Genomic DNA, 20,180 nt, shown 5'->3' on the forward strand with positions numbered 1-20,180 from the left:
CGCCCCGGAGAAACGGGCGCGGGCCTACGTTTTTGGGGGCGTGGGGAACTGCGCGACCAGCCCCCACCGTCCCGCGGACGACCGACTGCCTAGTCCTCGCCCAAATAGGCCTTTCGAACCGACTCGTCGTGCAGCAGATCCTGACCCGTGCCCGACAGGACGATGTTGCCGACCTCCATGACATGCCCCTGGTCGGCCAGCGACAGCGCGGCCTGCGCGTTCTGCTCGACCAGCAGAATCGTCGTCCCCTGGGACTTCAGCTCCGCGATCGTCGCCATGATCTTCTGCATCATGATCGGCGACAGACCCATGGACGGCTCGTCCAGCATCAGCAGCTTCGGCTGGGACATCAGCGCCCGCCCCATCGCCAGCATCTGCTGCTCACCGCCCGAGAGGGTGCCCGCGGCCTGCTTGCGCCGCTCACCGAGGATCGGGAAGAGGTCGTAGGACCGCTGGATGTCCTTCTCGATGCCCGGCTTGTCGTTGCGCAGGAACGCCCCGAGGCGCAGGTTGTCCTCGATGGTCATGCGCGGGAAGATGTGCCGCCCCTCGGGGGAGTGGGCGAGGCCCAGCGAGACCACCTGGTGGGCCGGGACCTTCTTCAGCGACTTGCCGTTGAACCGGATCTGCCCGCCGACCGGCTTGAGCAGCCCGGACAGCGTGCGCAGGGTCGTCGTCTTGCCGGCGCCGTTGGTGCCGATCAGGGTGACGACCTCGCCGGCCTCGACCTTGAACGAGATGCCCTTGACGGCCTCGATCTTGCCGTAGGCGACCCGCAGGTCCTCCACTTCGAGCAGTGCGGTCATCGGTCGTTCTCCTTGCCGGGCGCGGCGTCGGTCGGGGTGTCGGCCTCGGCTGCGGCTTCCGCCGCCTCGACCTCGGCGGCCTCCTCGTCGCCGGGCGCGTTCTCGAACGGCTCGCCGAGGTACGCGGCGATGACCCGCTCGTCGCCCTGCACGGTCGCGCTGTCGCCCTCGATCAGTTTCTCGCCCTGCACCAGGACGGCGACGCGGTCGCAGAGGTTGAAGATGAAGCGCATGTCGTGCTCGATGACGAGCACGGCGATGCCCTTGTCCCGGATCGCGAAGACCAGTTCCTCGGTGGCCCGGGTCTCCTGCGGGTTCATGCCGGCCGTCGGCTCGTCGAGCAGCAGCAGGCCCGGCTCGCTGGCCAGCGCCCGCGCGATCTCCAGCTTGCGCTGCTCGCCGTAGGGCAGGTTCCGGGCGAGGTGCTCGGCTTTCTTCTCCAGGCCCACGAACTCCAGGAGTTCCATGGCCCGGGCCCGGGAGGCCGACTCGGCGCGGTGGAAGCCGGGGCCGCGCAGCAGGGCGGACCAGAGGCCCTCCTTGGTGCGGGTGTGGCGGCCGACCAGCACGTTCTCCAGGACCGTCATGTTGGCGAACAGCCGGATGTTCTGGAAGGTCCGGGCGATGCCGGCCGCCGTCACCTTGAAGGACTTCGGCGGCAGGACCTCGCCCTTGTACCGGACCTCGCCCTCGGTGGGGATGTAGAGGCCGGTGAGGCAGTTGAAGAAGGTGGTCTTGCCGGCGCCGTTGGGGCCGATCAGACCGACGATCTCGCCGCTCTTGACGGTGAAGTCGACGTTGCGGACGGCGGTGAGGCCGCCGAAGCGCATGGTCACACCGCGCGCGTCGAGCACGACTTCGCCGGCAGCGGCGTCCTTGATGGGGGTTTCCGTGGTCATCGTGGTCAGGCCCCTGCCTTGGTGAGGACGGCGGGCGCTTCGGCCTCTTCGTGGAACTCGAGCTGGCGGCGCCGGTTGGGGATGAGGCCCTCCGGGCGGAAGCGCATCAGCAGGATGAGCGTGACACCGAAGGCGAAGAGCTGGTAGTCGCCGAGGAACTGCAGCTTGGCCGGGATCAGGTACAGCAGGGACGCGCCGACCAGCGGGCCGGAGATGGTGCCCATGCCGCCGAGGACCACCGCGGCCAGCAGGAACGCCGAGTTGGGCGGCACCACGTAGGCGAACTGGTACTGCTCCGGGGTCACCGTGTAGGTGACGTGCGCCTGGACCGAGCCCGACAGACCGGCCAGGCAGGCACCCAGGGCGAACGCGATCAGCTTGACCCGGAAGCCGTTGATGCCCATGGCGAGCGCGGCGGTCTCGTCCTCGCGGATGGCGACCCAGGCACGGCCGATACGGGAGTCGCTGCTGCGCCGGAAGACGATGACCACGATGAACGTGATGATCAGCATCAGCAGCAGGTAGTTGGCGAACCGTCCGATGGTGGCGCCGAGGATCTGGTGCTCGGCGCCGAAGTCGAAGCCGAGGATGTTCAGGTTCGGGATCGAGGAGATGCCGTTGGAGCCGTTGGTGACGTCCGGGCCCGAGGTGCCGTCCAGGTTGAGGACGGTGATCCGGAAGATCTCACCGAAGCCGAGGGTGACGATGGCCAGGTAGTCGCCGCGCAGCCGCAGGGTCGGGGCGCCGATGACGACACCGAAGATCATCGCGACGACCGCGCCGAGCAGCGCCGACGCCCAGAACGGCCACTCCACGTGCAGCGGCGAGGACGGCGAGCCGGAGACCAGGGCCGCGGTGTAGGCGCCGACACCGAGGAAGGCGACGTAACCGAGGTCGAGGAGGCCGGCGAGGCCGACGACGATGTTCAGGCCGAGGGCGACGGTCGCGAAGATCAGGATGTAGACGCCGATCGTCGCGTACTGGTCGTTGGACTGCGTGAACGGGAACGCCGCGGCGGCCAGGAAGGCGCCGGTCATGGTGATGATCCGGTGCTTCGCGTTGATCGCCGAGACGCGGGCCACGATCCCGGCCTTGGAGAGCGAGGCGAAACCGAAGCCGGCGGTGATCAGGAAGCCGATGAACAGCTGGTCGTACGAGGTGCCGATGCCGTAGCTGAAGACGATCAGGCCCACGGCCATGGACGCGACGATGACGAGGATCTCGACCCAGGGGAGCAGCGGGGCCGCCGGGGCCGGCGCCTTGGCGGCGAAGGCCGCCCTGAACACGTTCCACCTCTGGCGGGTGTTGTGCCGGAACAGCTCCCAGCCGGTGTCGTCCGGGTCGATCGGGTCGGGCTCCGGCCGCTCGAACGGCAGGGCCAGCGCGCCGACCACGGCGAGCAGGGTGGCGATCGCGACGACGAAGCCGCCGGGGTCCAGGTTCACCACGCCGCCGAGTTTCACGCTGATGGCGATCACCGTGTACCAGGCGGTGGCGAAGGTGCCGAGCGCGGCCATCTTCAGTGCGCTGTCGGCGCTGCCCGGGGTCAGCCAGGACAGCCCCTTGACGCCGTAGGAGGCCAGACCGAACAGGGTGGTGATGACGCCGCCGATCAGCACCAGGACCTGCAGGCCGCCCGGGTAGCCGTAGACGGTGAGGTCACCGGGGAACTCGGAGGTCCAGGTCCACGACATGAACGTGGAGATGACGGCGAGGACGCCGCCGCCGGTGGCGAGGGCGCGGCCGAGCGGGGCCGGCAGGCCGATCAGGCCGCTCTGCGGGGCCGCGGGGGCGGCCGGGGTCTCCGGGGACTCGGGGGTCTCGGATGCGGTGGTCTGTGTGGTCATCGGTGTCACGCCCTGTCCGCGACGCGTTCGCCGAGCAGACCCTGGGGCCTGAACAGCAGTACGAGGATGAGGAGTACGAACGCCCAGACGTCGGCCCAGGACTGGCTGCCGAACTGGCTCATGCCGGGGATGTCCGAGATGTAAGCGGTCGACAGGGCCTCGGCGACGCCGAGGACGAGGCCGCCGAGCATGGCGCCGTAGATGTTGCCGATGCCGCCGAGGACGGCCGCGGTGAAGGCCTTCAGACCGAGCAGGAAGCCCATCTTGAAGTCGATCTGGCCGTACTTGAGGCCGTAGGCGACACCGCCGACGGCGGCGAAGGCGGCACCGAGGGCGAACGCGATCACGATGATGCGGTCGGTGTTGACGCCCATCAGCTTCGCGGTGTCCGGATCCTGGGCGGTGGCCTGCATGCCGCGGCCGGTGCGGGTGCGCATCACGAAGTAGGCGAGGAAGGCCATGCTGAGCGGGGCCACGATCACCAGGAAGATGTCACCGGTCTGGATCGTGACGTTGCCGATGTTGAAGGGGCCGCCCGGGATGGTGGGGAAGGTACGGGCGGACTTGGCCTCGGGGTACCAGGCCCACACCGCCTGCTGCAGGGCCAGCGAGAGGCCGATGGCGGTGATGAGGGGGGCGAGACGCGGCGCGGTGCGCAGCGGGCGGTAGGCGAAGCGTTCCGCCCCTACGGCGACCAGGACGGCGACGATGATCGCGCCCACCAGCATCAGCGGGAGCGCTATCCAGATCGAGGTGCCGTCGGGCAGTACGTACGCGTAGACCGTGAGCGCGCCGAAGGCGCCGGTCATGAAGATCTCGCCGTGGGCGAAGTTGATGAGCTGGACGATGCCATAGACCATCGTGTAGCCAATGGCGACCAGCCCGTACATGGATCCCAGTAGCAGGCCGTTGACCAGCTGCTGCGGCAGTTCGTTCACCGCATGTCCTCCGAGACGTTCGGAAAGTTTCGACGGATGAGGCCGGATGCGAGTCCGCGCGGGGCGCCAGTGGAACAGCGCCCCGCGCGGCTCGGTGATGCGTGCGGGTATGGGTCAGCTGCTCGGCGTGAACGTGCCCGAGGTGGCCGCCTTCCACGCACCGCCGTCGACCTTGTAGACGGTGAGCTGCTTGTTGGTCGCGTCACCGTACTCGTCGAAGGAGACCTTGCCGGTCACACCGTCGAAGGAGACGTTCTGCACCGCGGCGGTGATCTTCGCGCGGGCGTCGGACGGCAGCTTGCCGCCGTTGTCGTCGACGACCTTCTTCACGGCCTCGATGATCGCCCAGGCCGAGTCGTACGAGTAACCGCCGTAGGCGCCGTACGCCTCCGTGTAGCCGCCCGCCTTGTAGTTGGCGACGAACTCCTTGGCGGAGTCGAGGGTCTCGACCGGGGCGCCGACCGAGGTGGCCATGTCGCCGGTCGCGGCGGTGCCCGCCAGCTTGATGAAGTCGTCGGCGTAGATGCCGTCGCCGCCGACCAGCGGGATCTTGGCGCCGGCAGCCTTGAGCTGCTTGCTCAGCGGACCGGCCTGCGGGTACTCGCCGCCGTAGTAGACCACGGTGGCGCCCGAGTTCTTCACCTTGGTGACGACCGCGGAGTAGTCCTTGGAGTCCGGGTTGATGTGCTCGGTGCCGACCACCTTGCCGCCGAGCTTCTTGAACTCCCCGGTGAAGGTCGCGGCGAGACCGGCGCCGTAGGTCTTCTTGTCGTCGATGATGAAGGCCTTGGTCAGCTTCGCCGTGTTGTACACGTACTGCGCGGCGTACGGGCCCTGGATGGCGTCCGTGGTCGCGGTACGGAAGTACGACTTGTATGGACGGGCCTTCGTCGTCTGCCAGTTGTCGCCCTGGGTCAGCGCCGGGTTGGTGTTGGCCGGGGAGACCTCGACCAGCTTCGCGTCGTCGAACACCTTCTGCATCGACTGCGCGACGGAGGAGTTCAGCGGGCCGACCACGCCGTAGACGCTGTTGTCGCTGACGAAGGCGGACGCGTTGGCCTGGCCGGAGGAGGGCTGGGCCTGGTCGTCCTTGGCCTCGATCTTGAAGGTGACGCCGTCGACGTACTTCTTCTTGTTGGCCTGCTTGACCGCCAGGTCCACCGAGTTCTTGATGCCCAGGCCGAGCGCGGACAGGTCGCCGGTCAGCGGGGCGTCGACGCCGATGGTGACGGTGGTGCCACCGCTGCCGGAGTCGGAGCCCTTGTCGCCGCTGTCTCGCGAACCGCAGGCGGTGAGGGTGAGTGCTCCCGCTGCCAGCGAGGCGGTGATGGCGATGAGCGAACGTTGACGCACGATCAGTCCTTTCCCCTGAACAACCGCATCCCCGTGGAAACGGTCGAGTCGCGCGCCCCGGTCGAAGAGAGATTCCGACGGTGCCGTGACTGGCCGTGACTCTAGGCGGGTGGGGGGAACGCGGAGGAGGGTCTGACCCATGCTGTGACGCTCTTGTTATGACACGAGGTAATGCAGAGCGGTACACGGTGCGGAGAAGAGCGGAATTCCGGCCGATTCGCCCTGTCCGCATGCTGAGAACCCGCAGGACCCGCCGTAATCGGATCAGGCGTCTCGGGCGTTTTGGTGATTACCCGGGATGGTCGCTAACTGTTGCTACAGGCGACTTTCAGGGCGCGAGAGAGGTGCTGTGCGTAGCGGGATCCCAGGATGAAACTCTGTACTTGTATTGCACGAGTATTACGTAGAGTTACGTCCAGGAAAGGAAGTCCGGCATCCTTCGGAACTGCCCCACAATCGGTCACATGCATCGTGATCGTGATCTCACGGGGTGAGCCCGATTTTGTCCGGAACGGTGCGCGTGGCGACACGGTCAGGGCGAGGCCGGCATAGGGCTGGGTCATCCGGGGCACGGTGACCGGCGGCCCGTCCATGACGGTCATGCGCACCGCGAAGCTGAAACTGCGGGGCTCCGCCCAGGGGGAGGTGGCGCGGCCGCCGAGGAACGCGAACGCCACCGTCTGCGCGGGGTACGGCGCTTCGGGCGGCGGCGGGCTGTGCGGGCGGGTCGCGACGAGGTAGCCGCCGCCCGCGAGCAGGGCGGCCGACGCGGCGAGGGCGACGGCGGCGCGATGGCGGGCGGAGCGCGGGGGGGCGGGGGCGACCGTCTCCGGGACGTCCCACGCGCTGGTGCCCTCGCCCGCCTCGACGGGGCCGATGCCGCTCGTGCCGCTCACTGCCAGGGGCCTCCTGTCGGTGTGCCGTCGCGATACCGCTCGGCGCAGGCGGTCCGCGCCCGGCGGTCGATCAACTCGTCGGCGGCAGCGGCCCCTTGGCCGCGTCGCGCGGCCCGCGCGGCGTCCACGACGTCCCGCAGGATCTCGTACTGCCCGTTGGACAGCCCCATCGACTGGTAGTCGCCGTAGGTGCCGCTGTCGAGCACCTCGCGCGACCAGTGCGCGACGATCGTGGCGCACAGCTTGGCGTCGGAGACCGTGGACGAGGCCGACGGGGACGTGGAGGGCGCGGGGCTCGCGGGGGTGGGATCGGGGCGGCCGGGGCCGTCCGGGCCGTCGCAGGCGGTCAGCAGGGCGAGGGCGAGGGCGAGGGCGAGTCCGAGCCCCAGCCCCAGCCCCAGTGCGGTCGTCCCCGGCCGGGGGCCTCCTCGCCGTCCCATGCGCCGAAGCTACGGGCGCGGACGGCGTGGGGCAATGGATGCGTCACAGCGGGTGTCAGCCCCGGACGCGGGCCTCGTCGGCCTTGGTCACGTCCCGCAGCAGGCAGGTGAGGCGGGCCGTGCACACCCGGCGGCCCTCCTCGTCGCTGATCACGATCTCGTACGTCGCGGTCGAACGCCCCCGGTGCACGGGCGTGGCCACGCCGGTGACCAGGCCGGAGCGGGCCCCGCGGTGGTGCGTGCAGTTCAGGTCGACGCCGACCGCGATCTTCGAGCTGCCGCCGTGCAGCATCGACCCGACCGACCCCAGGGTCTCCGCCAGCACCGCGCTGGCCCCGCCGTGCAGCAGCCCGTACGGCTGGGTGTTGCCCTCCACCGGCATGGTGCCGACGACCCGGTCCGCCGAGGCCTCCACGATCTGCACGCCCATCCGGGTGCCGAGGTGGCCCGCCGAGAACAGGGCCGGCAGATCGACGCCGAGCGAGGCGTACTCGTCGATGACCTCCTGCGGGAACTTCACATGCTGCTGCTCGCCCATGGGCCGACTCCGTTCGTCGTACAGCTGACTCTCCCCTGAGCAAACGCTCAGTCGGCTGCCGATTCTTCCAGATGCGCTGAGCGGGCGCTCAGGGCGCGGTCCTCGGGTGCGGCACGGCGCTCTCCAGCCGCACCACGACGGACTTGCTGGCCGGGGTGTTGCTGGTGTCGGCGGTGGCGTCGAGCGGGACCAGCACATTGGTCTCCGGGTAGTAGGCCGCCGCGCAGCCCGGCGCCGTCGGGTAGTGCACCACCCGGAAACCGGGTGCCCGGCGCTCCACGCCGTCCTTCCACTCGCTCACCAGGTCGACGTACGACCCGTCGCCGACCCCCAGCCGCCGCGCGTCCTCCGGGTTCACCAGGACCACCCGGCGGCCGTTGGTGATGCCCCGGTAACGGTCGTCCAGGCCGTAGATGGTGGTGTTGTACTGGTCGTGCGAGCGCAGCGTCTGCAGCAGCAGCCGGCCCTCGGGCAGCTCGGGGAACTCGACCGGGGCCGCCGTGAAGTTCGCCTTGCCGGTGGCGGTCGGGAAGCGGCGCTCGTCGCGCGGGGCGTGCGGGAGCGCGAACCCGCCCGGGTGCGCCACGCGCGTGTTGAAGTCCTCGAAGCCCGGGATCACGCGGGCGATCCGGTCCCGGACGGATCCGTAGTCCTTCTCGAACTCCTCCCACGGCGTCCGGGACCCGGAGCCCAGCACCCGGCGGGCGAGCCGGCACACGATCGCGGGCTCCGACAGCAGGTGCGCGCTCGCGGGCCGCAGCCGGCCGCGCGAGGCGTGCACCATGCCCATGGAGTCCTCGACGGTGACGAACTGCTCTGTGCTTTTCCCGTTCGGGCCGACCTGGAGATCGCGCTCGGTCCGGCCGAGCGTCGGCAGGATCAGCGCCCGCGCGCCCGTGACGACATGCGAACGGTTGAGCTTCGTCGACACGTGCACGGTCAGCCGCGCCCGCCGCACGGCCGCCTCGGTGACCTCCGTGTCGGGGGTGGCGGAGACGAAGTTGCCGCCCATCGCGAAGAAGACCTTCGCCTCGCCGTCGCGCAGCGCGCGGATCGCCCGGACCACGTCGAAGCCGTGCTCGCGCGGGGGAGCGAAGCCGAACTCCTTCTCCAGGGCGTCCAGGAAGGCCGGGACCGGGCGCTCGAAGATGCCCATCGTGCGGTCGCCCTGCACGTTCGAGTGGCCGCGGACCGGGCACACGCCCGCGCCGGCGCGGCCGATGTTGCCGCGCAGCAGCAGGAAGTTGACCACCTCGCGGATGGTCGGCACCGAGTGCTTGTGCTGGGTGAGGCCCATGGCCCAGCAGACGATGGTCCGCTCCGAGGCGAGCACCATGGCGAGGGCTTTCTCGATCTCCGCGCGGGTGAGACCGGTCGCCGCGAGCGTCTCGTCCCAGTCGGCGGCCCGGGCGGCCGCCGCGAACTCCTCGTACCCGTGGGTGTACTCGCGCACGAACTCCTCGTCGACGGCTCCCTCGGTCTCCAGGACCAGCTTGTTGAGGAGCCGGAACAGGGCCTGGTCGCCGCCGATGCGGATCTGCAGGAACAGGTCGGTGAGGGCGGCGCCCTTGAGCATGCCCTGGGGGGTCTGCGGGTTCTTGAACCGCTCCAGACCGGCCTCGGGGAGCGGGTTGACACTGATGATCCTCGCGCCGTTGGCCTTGGCCTTCTCCAGCGCGGAGAGCATCCGGGGGTGGTTGGTCCCCGGGTTCTGCCCGGCGACGACGATCAGGTCGGCCTTGTAGAGGTCCTCGAGGTGGACGCTGCCCTTGCCGATGCCGATCGTCTCGTTCAGCGCCGAGCCCGAGGACTCGTGGCACATGTTGGAGCAGTCCGGCAGGTTGTTGGTGCCCAGCTCGCGCGCGAACAGCTGGTACAGGAACGCGGCCTCGTTGCTGGTGCGGCCGGAGGTGTAGAAGACGGCCTCGTCGGGGGAGGAAAGGGCGTCGATCTCCTCGCCGATGATGTCGAAGGCGCGCTCCCAGTCGACCGGCTCGTAGTGCTCGGCGCCCTCGGCGAGGTACATGGGGTGGGTGAGCCGTCCCTGCTGGCCGAGCCAGTAGCCGCTGCGGTGGTGCAGATCGGCGACGGAGTGCGCGGCGAAGAACTCGGGGGTCACCCGCCGCAGGGTGGCCTCCTCGGCCACGGCCTTGGCGCCGTTCTCGCAGAACTCGGCCGCGTGCCGGTGGTCCGGCTCCGGCCAGGCGCAGCCGGGGCAGTCGAAGCCGTCCTTCTGGTTGACCCGCAACAGCGTCAGCGCGGTGCGCTTCACGCCCATCTGCTGCTGGGCGATGCGCAGCGTGTGTCCGATGGCCGGCAGTCCCGCCGCCGCGTGCTTGGGCTCCGCGACCCGCGGCGCGTCCTGAACCGGGTCGCCCTTGGGCGGCTTAGTCGCCATCGCACGATCTCCCTCTACGCCGGCACCACTGCCCTGAGCCACCGATCCTCGCACGCGCCACCGACACCGATCGAGGGCGGGTTCCCGGACAGAACGGAATCAATGCCCGCACGGATGCCTGCCACGGCTGCGTCCGCGAACCGTCGGCCCTGACTGTCAGTGCGGCGTGGCAGGATCGGGGGCGTGGCAGAGACAGCAGCGAAGCAGACCGACAAGACCCCCGGCGGCCCCCGTCCCCGGCTGATGCTCATGGACGGGCACTCGCTGGCGTACCGCGCGTTCTTCGCGCTGCCCGCGGAGAACTTCACGACCGCGACCGGGCAGCCGACGAACGCGATCTACGGCTTCGCGTCGATGCTGGCCAACACCCTGCGTGACGAGGCGCCCACGCACTTCGCGGTGGCGTTCGACGTCTCCCGCAAGACCTGGCGCTCGGAGGAGTTCACCGAGTACAAGGCGAACCGCTCCAAGACCCCGGACGAGTTCAAGGGCCAGGTCGAGCTGATCGGCGAGCTGCTCGACGCCATGCACGCGCAGCGCTTCGCCGTGCCGGGCTTCGAGGCCGACGACATCATTGCCACCCTCGCCACCCAGGCCGAGGCCGAGGGCTTCGAGGTCCTGATCGTCACCGGCGACCGCGACTCCTTCCAGCTGGTCACCGAGCACACCACGGTCCTCTATCCCACCAAGGGCGTCTCCGAGCTGACCCGGTTCACCCCGGAGAAGGTTTTCGAGAAGTACGGATTGACGCCCGCCCAGTACCCCGACTTCGCGGCCCTGCGCGGCGACCCGTCCGACAACCTCCCCGGCATCCCCGGCGTCGGCGAGAAGACCGCCGCGAAGTGGATCAACCAGTTCGGTTCCTTCGCCGAGCTGGTGGAGCGCGTCGACGAGGTGAAGGGCAAGGCCGGCCAGAACCTCCGCGACCACCTGGAGTCCGTCAAGCTCAACCGCCGGCTCACCGAGCTGGAGCGGGCCGTGGAGCTGCCGAGGACGGTCGCCGACCTGGAGCGCGCCCCGTACGACCGCAAGAACGTCGCGATGATCCTGGACACCCTGGAGATCCGCAACCCGTCGCTGCGCGAGCGTCTCTACGCCGTCGACCCCGGCGCCGAGGAGGCCGAGTCCACCCCGGTCGCCGAAGCGGGCGTGGAGGTCGACGGCACCGTCCTCGGCACCGGCGAGCTGGCCGGCTGGCTCGCCGAGCACGGCGCGGAGCCGCTGGGCGTCGCCACCGTCGACACCTGGGCGCTCGGCACCGGCTCGGTCGCCGAGGTCGCGCTGGCCGCGGCCCAGGGAGCGGCGGCCTGGTTCGACCCCGCGGAGCTCGACGAGGCCGACGAGAACGCGTGGTCGGCCTGGCTCGCCGACACCGCGCGGCCCAAGGTCTTCCACAACGCCAAGGGCGCCATGCGGGTCTTCGCCGAGCACGGCTGGCGCATCGAGGGCGTCGGCATGGACACCGCGCTCGCCGCCTACCTGGTCAAGCCCGGCCGCCGCTCCTTCGACCTGGACGCGCTGTCCCTGGAGTACCTGGGCCGCGAGCTGGCCCCCGCGGCGGCGGCCGACGGGCAGCTGGCCTTCGGCGCGGACGACGGCGCCGAGGCCGAGGCCCTGATGATCCAGGCCCGCGTGATCCTCGACCTCGGGCAGGCCTTCGAGAGCCGTCTCGAGGAGGTCGGCGCGGCCGATCTGCTCCGCGACATGGAGCTGCCCACCTCGGCCCTGCTCGCCCGTATGGAGCGGCACGGCATCGCGGCCGACCACGCCCACCTCGAGGCGATGGAGCAGATGTTCGCGGGCGCGGTGCAGCAGGCCGTGAAGGAGGCGCACGCGGCCGCCGGCCACGAGTTCAACCTGGGCTCGCCCAAGCAGCTCCAGGAGGTCCTCTTCGGCGAGCTGGCCCTCCCCAAGACCAAGAAGACGAAGACCGGTTACACCACCGACGCCGACGCACTCGCCTGGCTCGCCGGCCAGACCGAGAACGAACTGCCGGTGATCATGCTCCGCCACCGCGAGCAGGCCAAGCTGCGGGTGACGGTCGAGGGCCTGATCAAGACCGTCGCAGCCGACGGCCGTATCCACACCACGTTCAACCAGACCGTCGCCGCGACCGGCCGGCTCTCCTCCACCGACCCGAACCTGCAGAACATCCCGGTCCGCACGGACGAGGGCCGGGCGATCCGCCGGGGCTTCGTCGTCGGCGAGGGCTTCGAGTCGCTGATGACGGCCGACTACAGCCAGATCGAACTGCGCGTGATGGCCCACCTCTCCGAGGACGAGGGCCTCATCGAGGCGTTCACCTCCGGGGAGGACCTGCACAACACGGTCGCCTCCCAGGTGTTCGACGTCGACCGCTCGGCCGTCGAGCCGGAGATGCGCCGCAAGATCAAGGCGATGTCGTACGGCCTCGCCTACGGACTGTCGGCCTTCGGCCTGTCCCAGCAGCTGAACATCGACGCGGGCGAGGCCCGGGCCCTGATGGACACGTACTTCGAGCGCTTCGGCGGGGTCCGCGACTATCTGCGCCGGGTCGTCGACGAGGCCCGCGCCACGGGCTACACGGCGACGCTCTTCGGCCGCCGCCGCTACCTCCCGGACCTCAACAGCGACAACCGCCAGCGCCGCGAGGCGGCCGAGCGGATGGCGCTCAACGCGCCCATCCAGGGCACGGCGGCGGACATCGTGAAGATCGCGATGCTGCGGGTGGACGGCGCGCTGCGCGAGGCGGAGCTGAAGTCCCGCATGCTGCTCCAGGTCCACGACGAAATCGTCCTGGAGATCGCCCCCGGCGAGCGCGACCGGGTCGAGGCTGTCCTCCGTGAGCAGATGTCCGACGCGGTCCACCTCCGGGCCCCGCTGGACGTCTCGGTGGGCGTGGGCCCGGACTGGGAGTCGGCGGCGCACTAGCCCGCGGCGCGGGCCGACAGAGGGCGCGTGCCGGAGAGACCGGCAGAGGGCGCCGTTCCCCGACCTCGGTGGAGCGACGCCCTTCGGCCCTTTCCGGCCGCATCACTCACCTGGACCCCGCCAGAACGCCCTCGCCATCGCCACCGGCAAGGATGCGGCCATGGGTATACGCATGGTTCACCGCCGGACGCCCCAGAGCAGGCCCCCGGCCAAGGCCCGTTCCGCCTCCGCCCAGGTCACGACGGACTCGTCGGGACCGGCCGTGGCGGCCGACGCCAGTTCCGCCCGCATCCCCTCCGACCTCACCGTCGCCGTGCGCCGGGCGGTCACCCGCCTCCGGTGGCGACTGCGCGCCCGGTCCGGCCTGCGCCAGTGGCTCGACCTCGCCCGCAGCTACCTCGCGCTGTTCCTCACCGCGCTCCCCGGCACCCGCCGCCCCCGCACCATGACCGTGTTCGTGGCGAGCCTCACCGAACGGCCGAAGGGCTCGGCCGCACGCCGTCGGCCACCGGAGCCGGACGCCACACCCTGACCGCCACGGCGTATCCCAGCACCCCGAGCAGCAGCCCGGCGCCCGCCCCGAAGAGCACCGTGGGCAGCAGCTCCCACGGCTTCGCCACAGCCCCCCAGTACTCCCACCACCGGGTCGCCCGCCGCACCCCCAGGGCCAGCGCGCAGCCGCCGATCCCGGCCCCGGCCCACCACCGGTCCCGTACCGACAGCGTCGGGACCCCCACCGGCTCCCCGGCCGGCGCCCGTCGTACCGCGCGGACCAGGAACCCGGCGAGCACGGCCGCGGCCGCCGCCGAACTGCCGTACTGGAGCAGGGTGTACAGCGGCACGCCCGCGAGGTTCCGGCCGATCGCGGGGACCAGCCGCGTCCCCCAGCGGTCGTGGTGCGTGAACGCGTCCCAGACGACATGCGTGAGCCCGCCGAGCACGGCGGAGACGTACCACCGGGCCGTCAGGGAGAGACCGGCACGCGCGCGTGGCGTCCCGCAGCGCAGCAGCGCGGACAGCCGCCCCTGCCGGGCCCGCGGCGCGAGCGCCACCAGGGGTTCGCGCACCAGCACCCACAACGCCACCAGCGCCCAGGCGAACAGCACATCGACCGTGAGGACACCGGTGAAGGAGTGCGTGAACGCGCCGAACTCCATCGCGTCCGGCGCCGCGCTCGCCGCGTAGTAGGTGAGGTCGGGCGCGAAGGACCCCGCGACGAGCACCGCCGGCACCAGCCGCCCGCGCCCGGTCCCGTCGCCGCGTACGGCGGGCAGCACGGCGGCGGCGTGGCTGAGAGTGAACGGCACCCGGGTCCCCCTGGAACGGTCGTCGGCCGAAGCGCCGAACAAGTGATCGCGTACGGCAAGTATCCGGGACACCACCATCATTCAACGGGGGATGGCCAACTGGTGAAAATCGGGCACCGCCGGGTGTCCGTGGAAGGGAAGTTGTCGTAGGGTCGCCTGGGTCGCCGCCCCGGCGTGCACCGCAGGATGCACCACCTCACCACTCGAAAGAGGTAACGGAGGCAACAGGGGGCAACCACAGCACCGGGTCAACCGTCACACCAGGGCGAGCAGACAGACGGAGACGGGCGCTCGGAAGGCGCCCAGGGGAGGGGTTCACCTTATGGCGGCGCACATCGGCAGGCGGCTGCGCAAGGGAGCGGCGACGACCGCCGCGGCCGCGTTGGCGGTAGCGGCTCTGTCCGCGTCCCAGGCACCCGGCGGGACGACCGGCGACGCGGGCCGGCAGGCCAACGCCGGCGCCAGCACCTCCGTGCCCGACGGGGGCGGTGCGGCCGACGGCGCCACCGGCAACTCGCCGTACTACACGGACCTGCCGCCGCTCAACAGCCCGAACCCCAGTTCCAGCCCCACCGCCCCCTCGTCGAGCATCGGCACCGCCGTCTCCCGGGGCGCGGCCGAGGCCGGCATACCGGCCACGGTCCTCGACGCCTACAAGAAGGCCGAGGCGGAGCTGCGCAGCTCCAAGCCCGGCTGCAACCTGCCCTGGCAACTGCTCGCCGCCATTGGCAAGGTGGAGTCCGGCCAGGCTCGCGGCGGTGACGTCGACGCCGAGGGCAACACCCTGCACCGCATCCTCGGGCCCGAGCTCGACGGCAACGGCTTCGCGCTCATCAAGGACACCGACGGCGGCAAGTACGACGGCAACAGCCAGTACGACCAGGCCGTCGGCCCCATGCAGTTCATCCCGTCGACCTGGGCGTGGGCGGGCCGCGACGGCAACGGCGACGGCGTCAAGGACCCCAACAACGTCTACGACGCGGCGCTCGCGGCCGGCCACTACCTGTGCCGCTACGGCTGGGACCTGTCCGTCCAGGCCGACATGAACAGCGCGATCCTCAGCTACAACAACTCGCAGGACTACCTGAACCTGGTCCTGTCCTGGTACGAGTTCTACCGCAAGGGCACGCACTCGATCCCGAACGGCACCGGCACCCTGCCCACGCACCGCAGCGACGGCAAGACCGGTTCCGGCTCCGACGGCTCCACGGGCAAGCCCACCACGAGCACGCCGAAGCCCACCGAGCCCACGCCGAGCACCCCGAGCACGGACCCGACCCTGCCGCCCACGGCCACCGACACCGTGGACCACCTCGAGGACGCGGGCACCGCCAAGCTCACGGCGACGGCCGGCGACGCGTTCGCCAAGAGGATCAGCACGCGCGCGGAGACCAAGGCCGGCCGGACCGTCGCCAAGGTCCGCGTCCGCTTCACCATCGTCGGGGACACGGACACGACCTTCACCGGCGGCGAGAGCGTCGCCACGGTCGCCACCGACAGCAAGGGCGTCGCCGTCGCCCCCACGCTCCAGGCGGGCGAGAAGACTGGCGACTTCACGATCCACGCCAGCGTGGTCGGCCGTACGGCGAAGGGCGTCGACTACGACGCGACGGTCACCGCGCGAGCCGCCGACACCCTCGCCCTCGCCAACACCACCCCGCTGACCTGCGTGGCGGGCGGCGAGTTCGCCGACCAGGTGCAGGCGAAGGCCACCTACCAGGGCGCCGTCGCCGACAAGGTCGCCGCCACCGCCACGCTCGTCAAGTCGGCGGACGACACGAGCGAGAACGACAAGGGCCCGTACTTCAAGGACGCGAACGGCGACGCCGTCCGCACCCTCACGGACCTCCAGACGGACGCGAACGGCCTGCTCACGCTGCCCAAGCTGTACGCGGACGACGCCACCGGCACGTTCCTGCTCCGCATCACGACCACCGGTGGCGCCACGCTCACCGTCGAGCTGACGGTCACCGCGGACAGCTCGCCGAGCCCGTCACCGACCGCCTCCGAGTCCGCTTCCGCCTCGCCTTCGGCCTCGGCGTCGGCCTCGGCTTCGGAGAGCCCGTCCGCCTCCGCCTCCTCCTGATCCACAGCCGTACGGCCACCGGGGCGCCCCTCCGCGACAGCGGGAGGGCGCCCTCGCGTGCGAGACCTGTTCTCATCTCACCCTCCCGTTGCTACGGTGCCCCGACCTGACGATCCATCAGGAAACCGTCCGCAGGGAGGCTCCGCATGCGTGCCCTGATCGCCGCCGCGACCGGTCTCGCCCTCGCGCTCGTCCTGGTCGTGACCATCAGCGCCCTGGGGTCGCCGAACGGGAAGACGTCCCCGAAGCCGCTGCTCACGACGGTGCCCTCACACCCGTAACCGCCGCCCCGGGAGGCCGAGATGCGCCGCAAGGCCAGTCTGGTCCTGCTCGCCTGCGCCGTGTTCTTCGCGGCCCTGTCCCCGCTGCTGCGCTGGTACGCCTTCCCGCGCCTCGCCAAGATCCCGGCCAACCAGTACCAGGACATGGTCCTGGTCGCGAGGAACGCCACCCTCCTCGACTACGGCACCATGCAGGCCAAGAAGGTCCCCCAGGTCACCATCGTGCAGACCCTCAAGGGCAACGTGGAGGCGGCGAAGAAGATCGAGAAGACGGCGGGCCGGGACGTCGTCGTCTGGGACGGCCTGTCGTACGTCCAGGGCCCCGACGGCAAGATGGTCTCCGAGATCCCCGAGCGCTACATCTTCGACGCCCACAGCCAGGAACCCGTCCACGCCACCGGCGAGATGGTCGACGGCGACCCGGTGAAGCGGGACGGCATCGAGTTCAAGTGGCCGTTCCTGACCGAGAAGCGCGACTACGAGTACTTCGACGCGCAGACCCGCACCACCAACCCCATCCACTACAAGGGGACGCAGACCTTCCGGGGCGTCGAGGTCTACTACTTCGAGCAGACCATCCCGTGGACCAAGGTCTCCCTGCCGAAGAAGATGCCGGTGCAGGGCGTCACCCCGGAGACCGTCGCCAAGACCGGCACCACCCGCTGGTACACCACGGTCCGCAGGTTCTGGGTCGAACCGGTCACCGGGGCGCCCGTCTACGGCGAGGAGATCCACAAGGAGGAGCTGCGCGGCGGCACCCTGCTGGGCGGCCGGGCCAAGGTGACGGCCTTCGCCGGCGACGTGAAGATGCGCGAGGACTACATCGAGCACACGGTCGCCCTGGTCAAGCACAACCGCACCATCGTCCTGCTGCTGACCTCCTATCTCCCCTGGGGCTTCCTCTCGCTCGGCATCGTGCTGCTCGCCCTCTCCCTCTGGCTGGAGGCGCGCGCCCGCCGCCCCGCCGACCCGGAACCCGCGCCGTCCGAGGTCCCGGAACCGGTCAGCGCCTGAGCCGTGCGTTGGTGTGCCGGGTGGGCTCGGCGCCGGCCGGGTCCTCGGGCCAGGGATGCTTCGGATACCGCCCGCGCAGTTCGGCCCGCACGCCCTTGTACCCGTCCCGCCAGAAGGAGGCGAGATCGGCGGTGACCGCGGCGGGCCGCCCGGCCGGCGACAGCAGATGCACCAGCACCGGCACCCCCGCCACCGCCGGCGACTCCTGCAGCCCGAACATCTCCTGCAGCTTCACGGCGAGGACCGGCTGTTCGGGATTCCCGTAGTCGACCCGGATCCGCGACCCGCTGGGCACGGCGATCCGCTCGGGCGCCAGCTCGTCCAGCCGCCCCGCCTCCCCGCTCGCCCACGGCAGCAGCCGCCGGAGCCCCTCCCCGGCGTCGATCCGCCCGAGATCGGCCCGCCGCCGCGCCCTGCCGAGCTCCGGCTCCAGCCAGTCGTCCACGCGCGCGTGCAGCGCGTCGTCGCAGACGTCGGGCCAGGGCTCCCCGAGGTGCAGCCGCAGGAAGGCGAGCCGCTGCCGCAGGCCGGCCGCGTCGGGAGTCCACCGCAACAGGCCGAGCCCCTCGCGGCGCAGCCCGTCCAGCAGCGCCTCGCGTACGAGGGCCGGGTCGGCGTCCCGCAACGGCCGCACCGCCAGCTCGATCGCCCCGAGCCGTTCCACGCGCCGCGCGACGACGTCCCCGTCGGCCCAGTGAACCTCCTGGCCCTCCGCGTACAGGGAAGCCGCCGCCGACCTGGCCACGTCCTCGTCCACCGCCGCCGCGAGCTGCACGCGCGCGTGGCCCTTGCCGACGGGACGGTCCGCGACGGCCACGGCGAGCCACGGGGCACCACGCAGCGGGCTGCCCTCACGGAGCTCGGCCCGGGTGCCGGAGGCCATGAGGTACGACCCTCCGTCGGCCCTGGCGACGCGCTCGGGGAAGGCGAGGGCGGCGACGCGCCCCACGGCGCGGTCGTCCACGCCGGGCGCCGACGCGCCCTCGTCGTCCGTCCGCAGCCGCCGCACCTCCGCGAGCCACCGCCCGGCGTAGGCGTCACCGCCGCGCCGGACCGTGCGCAGGGCGGCCGCCAGATCGTCGCCGTACTCCCGCGGAGCCTCCTCGCTCAGCAGCGCGACCACCTCGGCACCCCCGTCGGGGGTGTCCAGCAGCGCCCGCCCCAGCCGCGGATGCACGCCCAGCTGGGCCAGCCGCACCCCGCGTTCCGTCGCCCGCCCGGCGGAGTCGACCGCTCCGATCGCCGTCAGCACCTCCCGGGCCGCCGCCATCGCCCCGCCCGGCGGCGGATCCAGCAGCGCCAGCCCCGTCGCCCCGGGATCGCCCCAGCAGGCCGCCTGGAGGGCGAACGCGGTCAGGTCGGCCACTCTGATCTCCGGTGCCGGAAACGCCGTAAGACGGGCGTCCTCGGCCTCGGACCAGCACCGGTACACCGCCCCCGGCGCCTCCCGCCCGGCCCGCCCCGCCCGCTGCCGCCCGGCCGCGCGGGACGCCCGTACCGTCGTCAGCGCGCTCAGCCCGCGCGCGTGGTCGACCCGCGGCTCCCGGGCCAGCCCCGAGTCGACGACCACCCGCACCCCGGGAACGGTGAGCGACGACTCGGCGACCGCCGTCGCCAGCACCACCCGGCGCCGCGCCCCGGGCGCCAGCACCGCGTCCTGGACCGCCGCCGGCGCCCTGCCGTGCACCTGGAGCACCTCCACCTCCCCCAGGCCGCCCAGCTGCCCCGCCACGCGCGCGATCTCGCCCACGCCCGGCAGGAAGCACAGCACGTCCCCCGGCCGCTCGGTCAGGGCCCGCCGCACCAGCGACGCCACGTGCGTCAGCAGCGCCGGATCGACGCGCATCCCGTGCGGTGGCCGCGCCGGCCGCGCGGGCGGCGCCCACACCACCTCGACGGGGTACGAGACGCCGTCCGCCTCGACCACCGGAGCCCCGCCCAGCAGCCGAGCCCAGCCCTGCGCGTCCGTGGTCGCCGACGCGGCCACCAGCCGCAGCTCCGGCCGCAGGGTCTCGCGCACGTCCCAGAGGAAGGCCGCCACCGTGTCGGCGTCGAGATGGCGTTCGTGGCACTCGTCGAGGACGACGACGTCGACCCCGGACAGCTCCTGGTCGCGTTGCAGGCGCTGCAGCAGCACACCGGTCGTGACGACCTCCACGCGCGCGTGGCGCCCGACGACCCGCTCGCCGCGCACCGTGTAGCCGACGCTCCGCCCGACCTGCTCGCCCAGCAGCCAGGCCATCCGGCGGGCCGCCGCGCGGGCGGCGATCCGGCGCGGCTCCGCCACCACCACCCGCCGCGCGGGACCCTCGCCCACCAGCCCGGCCAGCACCAGCGGCACCAGCGTCGTCTTGCCGGTGCCGGGCGGTGCCACCAGGACGGCGGTGCCGTGCCCCTCCAGGGCGTCGTCCAGACCGGGCAGGGCCTGCCGTACGGGGAGCGCGTCCAGGGCGTCGTGGCGGATCAC

At 71.4% G+C, this 20,180-nt stretch carries 16 protein-coding genes; 5 read left to right on the top strand and 11 right to left on the bottom strand.

Annotation, left to right across the window (positions count from 1 at the left end; genetic code table 11):
- Window positions 1–89: 89 nt before the first annotated feature.
- The 9 genes from ACFZDK_RS08855 to ACFZDK_RS08895 form a co-directional block, all read right to left on the bottom strand.
- Window positions 90–806, bottom strand: coding sequence for an ABC transporter ATP-binding protein (locus tag ACFZDK_RS08855; RefSeq protein ID WP_355708067.1), 717 nt, complete (start codon window positions 804–806; stop codon window positions 90–92).
- Window positions 803–1,705 carry an ATP-binding cassette domain-containing protein gene (locus tag ACFZDK_RS08860; RefSeq protein WP_390971171.1) on the bottom strand — a complete coding sequence of 301 codons (903 nt, stop codon included), beginning with the start codon at window positions 1,703–1,705 and terminating at the stop codon, window positions 803–805. Before ACFZDK_RS08860 ends, ACFZDK_RS08855 begins: the two co-directional genes overlap by 4 nt.
- A 5-nt stretch (window positions 1,706–1,710) precedes the next feature.
- Window positions 1,711–3,552: a branched-chain amino acid ABC transporter permease gene (locus tag ACFZDK_RS08865; RefSeq protein ID WP_390971173.1), complete on the bottom strand. Its 1,842-nt coding sequence runs from the start codon at window positions 3,550–3,552 to the stop codon at window positions 1,711–1,713.
- 5 nt (window positions 3,553–3,557) lie between these two features.
- A complete protein-coding gene (locus tag ACFZDK_RS08870) occupies window positions 3,558–4,490 on the bottom strand; it encodes a branched-chain amino acid ABC transporter permease (RefSeq protein WP_359209855.1) in 933 nt (310 codons plus the stop codon).
- A gap of 114 nt (window positions 4,491–4,604) precedes the next feature.
- A complete protein-coding gene (locus ACFZDK_RS08875) occupies window positions 4,605–5,843 on the bottom strand; it encodes an ABC transporter substrate-binding protein (RefSeq protein WP_390971175.1) in 1,239 nt (412 codons plus the stop codon).
- A gap of 305 nt (window positions 5,844–6,148) precedes the next feature.
- Window positions 6,149–6,739, bottom strand: coding sequence for a Tat pathway signal sequence domain protein (locus ACFZDK_RS08880; RefSeq protein ID WP_390971177.1), 591 nt, complete (start codon window positions 6,737–6,739; stop codon window positions 6,149–6,151).
- Window positions 6,736–7,179, bottom strand: coding sequence for a hypothetical protein (locus ACFZDK_RS08885; RefSeq protein ID WP_390971179.1), 444 nt, complete (start codon window positions 7,177–7,179; stop codon window positions 6,736–6,738). The genes ACFZDK_RS08880 and ACFZDK_RS08885 overlap by 4 nt, the downstream gene beginning before the upstream one ends.
- 55 nt (window positions 7,180–7,234) lie before the next feature.
- A complete protein-coding gene (locus ACFZDK_RS08890) occupies window positions 7,235–7,717 on the bottom strand; it encodes a hotdog fold thioesterase (protein WP_390971181.1) in 483 nt (160 codons plus the stop codon).
- 88 nt (window positions 7,718–7,805) lie between these two features.
- A complete protein-coding gene (locus ACFZDK_RS08895; protein ID WP_390971183.1) occupies window positions 7,806–10,115 on the bottom strand; it encodes an FdhF/YdeP family oxidoreductase in 2,310 nt (769 codons plus the stop codon).
- Window positions 10,116–10,298: 183 nt separating this feature from the next.
- On the opposite strand from ACFZDK_RS08895, the gene polA reads away from it, so the two are divergent.
- Together polA and ACFZDK_RS08905 are read left to right on the top strand one after the other, a co-directional pair.
- Window positions 10,299–13,025 (top strand): DNA polymerase I, encoded by a 2,727-nt coding sequence (gene polA / locus ACFZDK_RS08900; RefSeq protein WP_390971185.1) that lies wholly within the window; start codon window positions 10,299–10,301, stop codon window positions 13,023–13,025.
- A 160-nt stretch (window positions 13,026–13,185) separates the two neighbouring features.
- Entirely contained in the window at window positions 13,186–13,557 is a 372-nt protein-coding gene (locus ACFZDK_RS08905) for a hypothetical protein (RefSeq protein WP_390971187.1), read from the top strand.
- On the opposite strand, the gene ACFZDK_RS08910 is transcribed toward ACFZDK_RS08905, so the two are convergent.
- Window positions 13,493–14,332, bottom strand: coding sequence for a DUF4184 family protein (locus ACFZDK_RS08910; RefSeq protein WP_390971189.1), 840 nt, complete (start codon window positions 14,330–14,332; stop codon window positions 13,493–13,495). The two genes, ACFZDK_RS08905 and ACFZDK_RS08910, sit on opposite strands and share 65 nt — an antisense overlap.
- A 322-nt stretch (window positions 14,333–14,654) precedes the next feature.
- On the opposite strand from ACFZDK_RS08910, the gene ACFZDK_RS08915 reads away from it, so the two are divergent.
- The 3 genes from ACFZDK_RS08915 to ACFZDK_RS08925 all read left to right on the top strand — a co-directional run bounded on the left by ACFZDK_RS08915 (window position 14,655) and on the right by ACFZDK_RS08925 (window position 17,713).
- Entirely contained in the window at window positions 14,655–16,418 is a 1,764-nt protein-coding gene (locus ACFZDK_RS08915) for a lytic murein transglycosylase (protein WP_390971190.1), read from the top strand.
- Between the two features lie 146 nt (window positions 16,419–16,564).
- The gene (locus tag ACFZDK_RS08920) at window positions 16,565–16,699 is read left to right on the top strand and encodes an SPW_0924 family protein (RefSeq protein WP_123977979.1); all 135 of its coding nucleotides are present in this window, start codon (window positions 16,565–16,567) and stop codon (window positions 16,697–16,699) included.
- Window positions 16,700–16,720: 21 nt separating this feature from the next.
- Complete coding sequence (locus tag ACFZDK_RS08925) at window positions 16,721–17,713, top strand: porin PorA family protein (RefSeq protein WP_390971193.1); 993 nt, start codon at window positions 16,721–16,723, stop codon at window positions 17,711–17,713.
- Here ACFZDK_RS08925 and hrpB read toward each other — a convergent pair.
- Window positions 17,703–20,180, bottom strand: coding sequence for an ATP-dependent helicase HrpB (gene hrpB / locus ACFZDK_RS08930; protein WP_390971195.1), 2,478 nt, complete (start codon window positions 20,178–20,180; stop codon window positions 17,703–17,705). The genes ACFZDK_RS08925 and hrpB overlap by 11 nt on opposite strands.

The sequence above is a fragment of the Streptomyces sp. NPDC007901 genome (assembly GCF_042959465.1).
In the GTDB taxonomy this organism is placed as follows: domain Bacteria; phylum Actinomycetota; class Actinomycetes; order Streptomycetales; family Streptomycetaceae; genus Streptomyces.